The 11,223-nt window shown below is 67.3% G+C and carries 13 protein-coding genes; 11 read left to right on the forward strand and 2 right to left on the reverse strand.

What is annotated here, in order from left to right; translation table 11 throughout:
- The first annotated feature begins 260 nt into the window (after positions 1-260).
- Genes M4J07_RS43120 through M4J07_RS43130 form a run of 3 tightly spaced genes read left to right on the forward strand, consistent with a single transcriptional unit; the run spans position 261 to position 2,470 of the window.
- Positions 261-566: a hypothetical protein gene (locus M4J07_RS43120; RefSeq protein ID WP_255981883.1), complete on the forward strand. Its 306-nt coding sequence runs from the start codon at positions 261-263 to the stop codon at positions 564-566.
- Positions 567-616: 50 nt separating this feature from the next.
- Entirely contained in the window at positions 617-1,915 is a 1,299-nt protein-coding gene (locus tag M4J07_RS43125) for a putative T7SS-secreted protein (protein ID WP_255981885.1), read from the forward strand.
- A gap of 36 nt (positions 1,916-1,951) precedes the next feature.
- Positions 1,952-2,470, forward strand: coding sequence for a hypothetical protein (locus tag M4J07_RS43130; protein ID WP_255981887.1), 519 nt, complete (start codon positions 1,952-1,954; stop codon positions 2,468-2,470).
- A gap of 83 nt (positions 2,471-2,553) precedes the next feature.
- Here M4J07_RS43130 and M4J07_RS43135 read toward each other — a convergent pair whose 3' ends face one another.
- On the reverse strand, positions 2,554-3,270 hold the full coding sequence (locus tag M4J07_RS43135; RefSeq protein WP_255981889.1) for a hypothetical protein: 717 nt from the start codon (positions 3,268-3,270) through the stop codon (positions 2,554-2,556).
- Between the two features lie 53 nt (positions 3,271-3,323).
- A complete protein-coding gene (locus M4J07_RS43140) occupies positions 3,324-3,560 on the reverse strand; it encodes a hypothetical protein (protein WP_255981891.1) in 237 nt (78 codons plus the stop codon).
- Positions 3,561-3,764: 204 nt separating this feature from the next.
- Here M4J07_RS43140 and M4J07_RS43145 point away from each other — a divergent pair, with 204 nt between their 5' ends.
- The 8 genes from M4J07_RS43145 to M4J07_RS43180 form a co-directional block, all read left to right on the forward strand.
- Positions 3,765-4,118 (forward strand): DUF4333 domain-containing protein, encoded by a 354-nt coding sequence (locus tag M4J07_RS43145; RefSeq protein WP_255981893.1) that lies wholly within the window; start codon positions 3,765-3,767, stop codon positions 4,116-4,118.
- An 82-nt stretch (positions 4,119-4,200) separates the two neighbouring features.
- Entirely contained in the window at positions 4,201-4,953 is a 753-nt protein-coding gene (locus M4J07_RS43150; protein ID WP_255981895.1) for a hypothetical protein, read from the forward strand.
- A gap of 331 nt (positions 4,954-5,284) precedes the next feature.
- Entirely contained in the window at positions 5,285-5,734 is a 450-nt protein-coding gene (locus tag M4J07_RS43155) for a hypothetical protein (protein ID WP_255981897.1), read from the forward strand.
- Positions 5,734-7,524, forward strand: a complete 1,791-nt coding sequence (locus tag M4J07_RS43160) for a hypothetical protein (protein WP_255981899.1) — start codon at positions 5,734-5,736, stop codon at positions 7,522-7,524. The genes M4J07_RS43155 and M4J07_RS43160 overlap by 1 nt, the downstream gene beginning before the upstream one ends.
- Before the next feature lie 24 nt (positions 7,525-7,548).
- Positions 7,549-8,829 (forward strand): S8 family serine peptidase, encoded by a 1,281-nt coding sequence (locus tag M4J07_RS43165; RefSeq protein ID WP_255981901.1) that lies wholly within the window; start codon positions 7,549-7,551, stop codon positions 8,827-8,829.
- Between the two features lie 125 nt (positions 8,830-8,954).
- Positions 8,955-9,290 carry a WXG100 family type VII secretion target gene (locus M4J07_RS43170; protein WP_255981903.1) on the forward strand — a complete coding sequence of 112 codons (336 nt, stop codon included), beginning with the start codon at positions 8,955-8,957 and terminating at the stop codon, positions 9,288-9,290.
- A 68-nt stretch (positions 9,291-9,358) separates the two neighbouring features.
- Complete coding sequence (locus tag M4J07_RS43175) at positions 9,359-9,658, forward strand: WXG100 family type VII secretion target (RefSeq protein WP_255981905.1); 300 nt, start codon at positions 9,359-9,361, stop codon at positions 9,656-9,658.
- 221 nt (positions 9,659-9,879) lie between these two features.
- On the forward strand, positions 9,880-11,223 hold a 1,344-nt coding region (locus M4J07_RS43180), incomplete at its 3' end, for an outer membrane protein assembly factor BamB family protein (protein ID WP_255981907.1).

An 11,223-nucleotide genomic window follows, 5' to 3' on the forward strand; every position in this document is an offset into this window, starting at 1 on the left:
CCGGTGCGGTCGCCGAGGGCGACGCCGACGTCGTGAATTCGTCGGTTTCCGTTGCTCGTCACGCCGTGCGCCCTGCGCCCCCGCGCGAGAGATGCGGAGGTGGTGAAGGGGCCTGAGGGGCTGTGGGGTCGGTGTCGTGAAGGGAGGGTGAGTACGCGTTTTGTGGCTGGATTCCGGTGATAGCGTCCGTGGGCGCCACAGGCTGTCGATGCCTGATTAATGCGCATATCTGCGAAGAGCTTCCAACGGGGGAATGTGTCGTGACTGCGGATCTCGGCGTCGGCCCGGGCGTTCTGAAACAGGGCGCGAAGGACATCGAGGCGATCCTCAAGCCGGTCAAGAAGGTCGACCTGGGCGACGAGGCGTGGCAGGCCCCCGCGATCGAGAACGACGACGCGGCCGCCGCGCTGGTGGCGTTCTGCGCCACGTGGGAGTCGGGGGCCGGATTCCTGGCCGACTGCGCGGCGACGCTGTCGGAGGGACTGGACAAGGCCAACGGCGACTACGAGGACACGGACACCGCCATCCGGAACGCGGTGAAGTCCGTCAAGACGGTGTTGGTCTAGGCGCGGGACCGCAGGAACAACGCACGGACAAGGACGGGGACTCCGCACTCATGGCAGCTTCGCTCGGGTCGACCGACGACCCGAAGGCCCTCATTCCGGGCGACGCAGGCAAGCTCGGCGACATCGAGACCGCGCTCGGCAAGTGGTCGGACAAGTTCGAGAAGATCGGTGACGGTCTGCGCGACCTGCGGATCAAGGGCTGGGTCGGCGAGGCCAGCGACGTCTTCTGGCCCACCCTGGGCAAGGAGAAGACCAACTGGTACTTCGCGAGCGACGCGATGTCGGGTGCCGCCAAGGCGATCCACTCGTACTGCTCCACCCTGACCTGGGCGCAGGGGCAGGCCGGGAACGCGATCGACAAGTGGAAGGCCGACGACCACGAAGGCGCCGAGCAGGTGCTGGACGGCGCGCGCAAGCAGCTCAAGGAAGAAGCCGAGAAGCTCACCAAAAAGCTCAACGAGCTCGCGGGCAGCGCCAAGGACAGCCCCGACTGGCTGGTGGCCGTGCGCAGCGGGGTCGACGCCAAGAAGTGGTGGGAGGACCACGGGGTCGCGAAGAGCGCCATCTCACCCACGGCGTGGACCAGGGAGAACAAGAAGTGGGTGACCGACGAGGCCAGCCACTGGCGCCGTCGGGAGAAGGAGTTCGGCAAGGACGCCGACAGCAACTGGTACCTCCGGAACAAGGCCGAGCAGGGCGAGGACGGCGACCCCACCACCCCCGGCAAGAAGGCCGACTGGAACATCAAGTTGGCCGAGTGGTCGGGCAACGCCAGTGCGTGGAAGGAGGGCGTGTCCGATCAGTTCTCCGGCGGCGGGTTCAAGGGGAAGTACGCGGCGGACGTCTCGGCACTGGGTGTGGACGGCTCGGTCGGCGCGAGCGTCGCGAACGGGCAGCTGAAGGCCGGCGCCTCGGGCACGGCGTACCTCGCGCAGGCCTCCGCGAGCGGTTCCCTCGAGTACGGGTACGCCGCGCTGCAGGGCGAGGGCAAGGCGTTCGTCGGCGCCGACGCCTCGGTGAACGCGTCCGTCGGCAAGGACGGTGTGCACGCCGGCGCCGAGGCGTTCGCCGGGGCCAAGGCGACGGGGTCGGTCTCCGCCGACGTCGCCGGTGTCGGTGCCGGTGTGACGGGCGAGGCATGGGCGGGCGTCGGTGCCGAGGCCAACGTCGATCTGGGAATGAAGGACGGCAAGTTCACCATCGGTGGCGAGCTCGGGGCCGGACTGGGCGTCGGCGGCAAGGTCGGCGTGAACATCACCGTCGACCCCGGCAAGCTGACCGATGCGATCGGCGACGGCGCCGACGCCGTGGGCGATGCGTGGGACAACACGGTCGGCAGCTGGTTCTAGCCTGAGCTGAAGTCCATTCGAAGGATGGGATCCACCATGACGGCCACGTTGCCGGTCAAGATTTCCTTTTCGCTGCCGGACGGCTGGCAGGCCGCGCCGCCGGACGAGGTGGGAGCGCCGAACGCCGCGTTCGTCGCGCTCCACCGCGCCTCCGTCGACGGCGGGTTCACGGCGAACATCACCCTCTCCGGCGAGATGCGCAACGACGGTGCCACCATGGCGCAGATCGCCGACGAGTCGGTCCCCCGGCTGGAGCAGGTCGGTTCCGTGCGCGTCCTGAAGAAGACCGAGATCGGTACGCCGGACATCCCGGGCCTGACGGATTCACCCGGGATCGTCCAGAACCTCGTCCTCTCCACCACCTTGCGGGGAGAGCCGGTCGAACTCTGCCAGAGCCAGGTGTACCTGGGCATGGAGGACGTCAGGAATCCGGCGCAGCGCGCGGTCATCGAGATCGTCCTCACGGCGAAGCAGAACCAACTCGCCGAGGTCATCGAGGACTACAAGAAGTTCCTCCGGACGATTCGCCCCGCGGACGACGAGACATCTGCCTGAACGCCTGCGCGTTGCGCACACGAAGTGCCCCTCACCCGGACGCGGCGACGCGTCGTCCCGGGAGGAGGGGCACTCGGCTTTGCTCAGGCAGCGGTCCAGGTCCGCTCCGGAATGCGATCGAGCACGTCGCACAGGTAGTTGAGCTGGTCGTCGAGCGACGAGGGAGAGAGCGTTCCCGTGTACCAGGTGAACAGCTCGGCACGGCGCAGCTGGAGCGGCGACTTCTTGGCGCGCGGGTCCGTGAGGAGAAAAGACATCATGTCGTCACTGAGGAGACTTCGGGTGAAATCCTCGTCCTGGGTGACCACTCGATACGTGTCGTCGAATGCGGATACACCGAGCTGCATCTTGTCGCGCCGGTCGACCACGACGTTCATCATGCTCGGCCGGAGGATCTCCACGGACGGCACCGAGCCCGGCGTGCCGACCATGAAAAGGGATTCAATGGTGGGGCGTTTGCGATCTCCGGGCTGATTGCCCGAAATGGGACTGTTGTAGCGGTGCTCGAAACACACGAAGGAGCGGCCGCGGAACTCTCCCGTGACGTAGTGCCACGCACTCAGATTGTCGCCGCTGCCGGGCATGGGGCCGATGCCGCAGTACTCGGTGGCGCGGCCTCGTGCGCGCTGCTCGTACGTCCAGCCGCGCTCCGCGGCCAGTCGCGGAAGTGCCGCCCAGCCCTCCCTGATGCGCTTGTCCTCCTTGTTGCTGCGCACGAATGATCTGATGACGAAGAAGAACACTCCCGCGATAGCGGCAAAGAAGAGCACCTTCAGCAAGATCAATCCCAGTTGCTCCATGACGCGAGATTATTGCCGACGCCGTGTGCTTCTGTGAACCGAGGGCCGCTGCCTCAGCCCGCTGCCCAGGTCTGCGCGGGAATCCGGTCGAGTACGTCGCACGGATAGTTCAGCCGTTCCTCGACGGCTTGCGGCGACAGATTCCGGGCGAAAGCGTCGTCGTGAGTGTCGACTCGGAACCTGTCGTCGAATTCCGGGACGCCCAGCAGCGTCCTGGGTCCCCGCCCCATGAGGGCATCCCCGCTGCCGGGCATGGGGCCGACGCCGCAGTACTCGGTGGCCCGGGCCATGGCGGGAACCGAGCGGTGATCGCATCAGTGAAGATCGTTGGCTGGTGGAGCGAAGAGTCCATGGAGGCTTACGGTTTGACTGCTTTGCTGCAGAACGCGCCAAGTGTCAGTACTCCTGACCCCCCTATGCTGGGCGCGCCGTGCGGCCCGCGCGCCGCACTCGTTCGTACGTCCTTCTGCTGGCCACCCGAAATGGAACCCACCATGATCAAGTCCCGCCTCTCCGCTGCCACGTGGGCCCTCTCGGCCGTAGCCGCGGGAGCGCTGCTCGTGGGCTGCTCGGGCTCGGTGAGCGTGGGCAGCACCGACCCGAAGATGTCCAAGGAGAAGCTGGCCGACACGGTCGCCGAGAAGCTCGCCTCCACCACCGGCCAGCCGAAGCCGGACATCTCCTGCCCGGAGGACCTCGCCGGCAAGGTCGGCACCACGACCCGGTGCAAGCTCACGGCGTCCGACGGCAGCACGCTGGGTGTGAACGTCAAGGTGACCGCGGTCGACGGGAAGAACATCAAGTTCGCCATCCAGGCGGACGACACCCCGTCGCCGGCGGCGAGCTGACACGGAACCCCGCGACAGCCGCGTGACTCCGCGGAGCCACGCGGCTGACGTCTGTTACCCGGCGCGACGAAAGGCGATCTCCGTGAACGACCGTGAGCGGCGCGGCAGTTGCCTGCCCGCCGGCGCCCGCTCGCGCCGCCACGGCGCGGCCGTACTGGGCCTCGCCCTGCTCGCCCTCGCACCGCTCCTCGCCGGATGCGGTGGCGGTGGTGGTGACGGCGACAGTGACGACGGCGCCGCGGGGAAACCCGGCACGAAGCCCCTCACGCGCACCCAGGTCAAGTCGATCGTGCCGGACGCGGCCGCCATGCCGGGCTGGAGGGCCTCGGGGGCGGCGGTCGCGGGACCGGTCGCCGAGGGGCGGCAGAGCGGGGCGATCCGCTGCGACCGCCCGACGGGCGGCTTCTGCGGCGACGCCACCTCGTACGCCCGCGCCGACTTCTCCGGCGAGAAGCGGCCGCAGATCAGCTTCTCGGTCCTCGCCTACAAGGACACCGACACCGCGCGCGCCCGGTATCCGCGGATCCTGCGCAAGTACAAGGACTCCTTCGTCCAGGCCCGCGACGTCAACGTCGGCCTGATCGGCGACCAGCGCGCGGCCCGCATGGGCTACGGGGCGAGGATGACGGCGACGTCCCGGGGCGGGTTCGCCGTGGTGCGGGTCGGCCAGGTGATCGTCCTGGCCTCGGGCGACGGCGGCGAACAGACCATGACGAGTGCGGTACTGACCGAGATCGCGACGCTCGTGGCCCGCCGGGCCGAGCAGGCGGAGGACCAGGGAATGGCATGGCAACGCCTGCCGTCCCCCTCGCCCACGACTTCTCCCGGCAACTGACCCGCCGCCGTTCTCCTTCCTTTTCTCCCCACCCTCCCGGGTGTGGAAGTTCCGTGGAGATCGCGCATAGCGGTACAACGGCGCGATGCGTCCACGCTCACTTCGCACCGAGCGCGATATCGGGGCGAATCGGAGAGCCTGATGCAGTCTCGTAACGGAGTTAACGCAGAAGCTCGGTTGGAGCGGATGTACAGGGTGACTACAGTGGTAAACGCGTTGTAAGACGCGACTGGCTTTGCGATCGCGCGGTGAGCAGGACCGACCACAGGCGATCGGGTGGGACACGGGGAAACGGGGAGGACGCGTCGTGATTCCGGCGGACGGTGGAGGCGTGTCGAAGGCTGCGGCTGCCGACCTGAAGGTCGGCGCCGGTGTGCTGAAGACCTTCAAGCAGCGCGTGGACAAGATCCTTCAGGACTTCGAGGGGTCGGACGGCAGCTCGGCCAAGGTCAGCCATCAGACCTTCACGCAGGACGCCGTCACCAGTTCCGCGGAGTTCCACGAAGCGGTCGGCCTGCACAAGGAGTACGACACGATCCACGGACGGATCACGGAACTCTCCAAGATGCTGGCCCTCCAGATAGAGGCCATGGGGATCGCCGCTCACGGAGCGGAGATCGGCTTCGACAATCTGGAGGAGGAGCAGCGACGCCGGTTCTGGGCGATCCAGACCAAGATCGACCGTGAGAGCGAAGCCGCTGCCGAGCGCAAGAAGCCGGCCGGCGAGCACGCCCAGCAGCGCACCGGCGACAAGAACGTCAAGGTCAAGGGGAACCTCTGATGAGCGGCGACGAGCAGCAGCAGCCGGGGACCGGGGCCCCGGAGGAACTGCCCGCTCCCAAGGACCTGGCGACGCCCGAGGAGCTGACCGACGGTCAGGTCGCGATGACGAACATCGTGCAGACCATCACCGGTGCGATGCACGACACGTTCGGCATCGGCTCGGGCCGCGCCTACCAGTACGGCAAGCAGGCCTCGTACTTCGAGGAGCACCCGCTCAACAACATGCTCGACATGGTGGAGAACACGAAGCCGAGCCACTTGGAAGAGGCCGGCCACGCGCTGTGGCGGGCCAGCAAGTCCATCAACGACGCGGCCGAAGAGCTGCGTACGAACATCAAGAACGCGGGCGAGGACTGGAAGGGCGAGGCCGGCACGTCCTTCGAGACGTGGGGTGCGAAGCTGGCCGGCACCACGGAGAAGCTCGCGACCTACGTCGAACTGGCCGGCGTGCAGGTCTCGGCCGCCGCCACCGGTCTCGCCTCGGTGAAGAGCTCCATGCCGAAGACGCGGGACACCCGCAACCCCGTCGACCGGAAGCGGCCGGAGCAGCTGTCGGCGGCGAAGCAGACGGAGTCCGACCCCGAGTACGCCGAGGCGGTCAGGGTCGAGAAGGACCGCCAAGAGGCGATCAACCAGATGAACCGGCTGGCGTCGTTCTACTCGGTGTCGGCGGAGGGGCTGCAGACGCTGCAGTCCCAGGAGCCGACGTTCGAGATGATGCCGAACGTGGGCGTGCCGAAGCCCCAGGGGCTGCGGAGCGTATCCCCGGGCGGCGACGGTGGTGCCACCACGCCCGGCCATACGGGCGGCGCTCCTTCCGCGGGCCACACCGGGGGTCCGGTCGTCGAGCCCACCGCGGTGCCCGAGGCGCACTCGGACGTGAAGGAGATCCACGGCTCGGTCACCTCTCCGGACCGCCCGGTGGGGACGGCCATCGACAGTGTCGGGACCCTTCCGCCGCCGACGCTCGACACCCCCGTGACGACCACGCCCACGGCGACGGGACCCGGCAGCGGGAACGCGCACCCGACGGCTCCCTTCCCGACCGGTTTCACCAACACCTCCGTCCCCCGCGCCACGTCGACCGGCAAGGTCGGCATCGGCGGTCAGGGCAAGCCGTACAACGCACCGGGCCGCACCGGCGGTGGCCCCTCCCCGCAGGCGAACCGCGGCGCCACCAACAACCCGCTGGGACGCCCGAGTTCGACCAGCCGGACGGGTGCGCGCGGCGCGACCGAAGGCGGCCGTCCGACGGCGACGGGGCGGGGCATCTCAGGCGGCACCCCGCGTGCCGCCACCTCCGCGACCGGTCGTGGCAATGGCCTCGGGAACGCGGGCGCGAACCGTACGGGTGTCGTCGGCGGCCGGCCGACTTCGAACGCCCCCGCGGCCGGCAAGGGCGGTCAGCGGACGGCGCGCGGCGTCGTCGTGGGCGGTGAGCCGCAGTCCGGCTCCCGATCCGGCACCGGGCAGATCGGCCAGCGTGGTGTGGTCGGCGCGCCCAACTCCAAGACCGCCGGCGCGAAGTCGCCCACCGGTGGCCGTACCGTCCAGGGAGCTTCCCAGGCCGTGACCGGCAAGCCGACGGGAAAGAGCGGCGCGTCGCGCACAGGGCGGTCCGGATTCACCTCGGGCGGCTCGGGACTCGTTCGTGGACCCGGCCGCAACCAGAAGCCCGGCGAGCCTGACGAGGAAGAGGGCACGCAGCGGCCGGACTACCTGGTCGAGGACGAGGAAACCCACCTGCCCGACGCCCAGCGGCGCAATGTGCCGCCAGTGATCAACTAAGCGCGAACGAGGACGTACACCAGCATGAAGTCAGGGACCAGTTGTCGCGAGACGAGCACGGCGCGCGCCGCGAGGCGCGCCGCGAACCGCCTCTGCGTCGTCGGCGCGGCGTTCGCAGCCGTGCTCGGCGCGGGTGTCGGCCTGGCTCCGGGAGTGGCCGCGGCGGACGGTGTCCAGTCCCGGCAGTGGTACCTGGACGACATGCGGTCCGAGCAGATGTGGAAGGTCAGCACCGGCAAGGGCGTCAAGGTCGCGGTGATCGACTCCGGCGTCAACGCCAAGACCGCGTCCCTCAAGGGCCAGGTGCTCGGCGACGAGGTGACGGGGGACGTCGGGTACCACGCGACGCAGGACTACGCGGGGCACGGCACCACGATCGCCGAGATGATCGCCGGAACCGGTGCCGGTGGCGGGATCCAGGGCATCGCGCCGGGCGCCAAGATCGTGCCGTACCGGATCCTGCTCGACGAGCTCAAGGACAAGGCCGAGCGGAAGCTCACCCCGCCGGACTACAAGGCCGTCCGCGCGGCGGCTGACAGCGACGCGAAGATCATCAACATGTCCTTCGGCAGCGAGTACTCCGACCCCGAGCTGAGGGCCGCGGTCAAGTACGCCTACTCCAAGGGCAAGTTGCTCTTCGCCGCCGCCGGCAACGAGGCCAAGAAGAAGAACCCCGTCGAGTACCCGGCGGCCTACCCCGGCGTGGTGGGGGTTGCCTCGCTGGACGAGTCCGGACAGGTGGGCGAGTTCTCCCAGCACGGGGACTACATCGACCTCTCGGCTCCGGGCCTCGACCTGCCGTACTGGTGCGACACGACCTTCCGCTCGTACTGCAACAGCGGCGCGGGAACGAGTTTCTCCTCCGCCTATGCGTCGGCCGCTGCGGCCCTGATCTGGTCGGCCCACCCCGACTGGACCGCCAACCAGGTGCTCCGCGTTCTGATCGACACGGCCGCCCGCGACTGGCCGAAGAACACGCCGAGCAACTACCTCGGGTACGGCGTGGTCCGGCCGTCGCAGAACCTCCTGGACGGCAAGGGAAAGCCGGGCGCCGCCGACGTCGACCCGATCACGAACGAGAAGACGGAAGCGGTCGGCTCCAACTCGGACACGACTCCTTCAGCTTCTGCATCAGCCTCGTCACAAGCCCCGAAGGACTCTTCTGATGGGGACACTTCAGCGGCAGGATCGGAAGCGGAATCCTCAAGTGACAGCAGTACGTTGTGGATTGTGCTCGGTGTGGTTGCGGCGGTGATCGTGCTCGGAGGCGGGGGAATGGCCGTGTTGCGGGCGCGCCGCAACTGATGAGACTTTCAACCGTGGGTTCCCTGCGCTTCTAGGGCGGGCCACGGGGGAGCGGCTCGGCCTCACATGAGGCATGAGCCAGAGCAGTTGGATCTAGAGGCAGACCAAGGAAAGGCAGGAGCGCCATGGCTGGCGGACGGCAGAAGCTCGAAGATCAGCAAGTAGTCGTACTCGAGAAGCAGATGTCGGAGAAGTACGACGGCATCCGCAAGCGTGTGCACAACCTGCAGGGCGTCATCGACAGCCTTGAAGGACAGTGGCAGGGCATCGGTAAGAACGCCTTCGACAAGAAGCAGTTCGAGATCAACGAGTCGCTGCAGAACATCGGCAAGATCCTGGCCGACGTCATCGACTCGATGAACAAGACGCGCAACATCAAGGACAGCAGCGAAGACGACGTGCGTGCGTCGGTGGACAAGATCTCCGTTACGGATGGCGCCTCGTCGCTCCGCAGCTACTGAGGCACACCGAGTCCAGCGCATCAGAAGTACGTCGGAACTGAACCACGAGCGAGACGAGGTAGAAGGACATGGCCGGTAACGGAGACGGGCTGCTCGTCACTTACGACGGGCTCGACCAGGCGGCGACCCAGATCGGCAACGAGGCGAAGGCGCTCGAGGCCGACCTGCAGGAGCTCAAGCAGATGGTCGTCAAGAGCCTGCAGTACTGGGAGGGCGAGGCGCAGAGCACGTTCGACCAGAAGCTGAAGAAGTGGGACCAGGAGGCCAGCGACATCCACACGGCGCTGACCGGTATCGGCCACGTGGTCGGTACTTCTGGCGGTACCTACATGGACGGCGACAAGAAGGCAGCCAGCTACTTCCAGTAGGCAAGGGCTGTTGAGTCGGCACAGGGTGGACGCGCACGGGAGGCGTCCACCCTGTTCTCTTTGCGGCTCGCACGACGCGGCCGCGGAGCCTTCGGCGGCTGAGCGGTCGATTTCAATGAAAGGGCGAGAAAAGGATGTCATTCGGGCCACCGCCCTCACCGTTCACCCAGTCTCGGCAGGCTGCCGAAGAACGTGTTCGGCGTCGGAAGACTGTGTGGGGCGTGTTCCTCCTGGCCGTGGTGGTGCTGCTGGGAGTCGGTGGCTGGTACGTGTGGCCCAGCTCGTCGAAGGAGCCCGTTTCCCTGGAGGGGAAGGCTACGGAGAAGGGCGCTCCGGATGCTGTTCGGGAGACCGTTGAGGGAAGCCCGAAGGGTGGTGCCGGCCACATCGAAGGAGTGGTCGTCGAAAGGGGCCTGGCGCCCGGCAGGAAGCTGATCGCGCCGGGAATGTGGGCGACGGACAAGGTTCTTGCGAAAGGCAAGGGATCAAGTCTCGTCGCGACGAACATCGCCGATGAATCCGATGCCTGGACTCGCCAGTTGGACGGTGACATCTGCGCCGTCACCCAGGACGTGACGAACGACGGACGCGCGGCGGTGGCGTTCAAGGATCCTGCGGGTGACCATCTCTGCAATCAGGTGGTCATGTTCAGGGTCGGCACCGGGGAAAAGGTCTGGCAGGCGAAGATCCCCGTCAAGCGTGGCTTCTTCGCCGAGGCTACGAGGATGACCCTCACGCAGGGGGTCGTCGCGACGTCGTGGAACGAAGGGTCGGCCGGTCTGGACATGGCCACGGGGAAGGTGCTGTGGCAGCGGGGCCGGACGAAGCAGTGCCATGACGGCGGGTTCACCGGTGGGCGTGCGCTCCTGCTGAGGTACGACTGCTTCGACAAGAAGAGCCAGCGCGACCACTACCGGGTGCAGGAACTGAGCCCGCGCACCGGAAAGGCGCAGTGGACGTACAAGGTCGCGCCGGGTGTGGAGTTCGCCTACATCATCTCCAGCGATCCGGTGGTGCTCGCCGTGGCGGCGGGTGACTACGACGTGACGAATCTGATCTCGCTGAGCGACCGAGGGAAGTACCGTGCCGGAATCCGAATGGAAGGGGATCACTACAATGTGGAGTGTGACCCCGACAGCGTGGACGGCTGCACCGGTGCAACGGTCGCCGGGGATCGTGTTCTTGTCACCAGCGGTGATGTGAGTGAAGAGCTCGGGAACAACACCAACTGGGTTGTGACGTTCGACCTTGCGACCGGGCATTCAGGGAAGAAGTTCGAGGCCGGCCCCGATCAGCGGCTCTCCCCCCTGCGGGCCAGCGGTGATCAGGTTCTGGCCCTGAAGGTCTCGACGGACACCGTCGCCCCGAATTCCTTGGTCAGTCTTGATCCGAAGAGTGGCAAGCAGCGCACCTATTTCTACTTCACCATTCCAGATGAACTGCACGGTGTGGGGGCCAGTGAATTGATGGTCGAGCACGGGCGAATTTTCTTCGGGAACCAGGAATTTCGGGGGAGCGGAAAGAAGGAAACACCGGACGCTCAGTGGCTCGCCTACGGCGTTGCC

It is taken from the genome of Streptomyces longispororuber, assembly GCF_024448165.1.
Taxonomy (GTDB): domain Bacteria; phylum Actinomycetota; class Actinomycetes; order Streptomycetales; family Streptomycetaceae; genus Streptomyces; species Streptomyces longispororuber_A.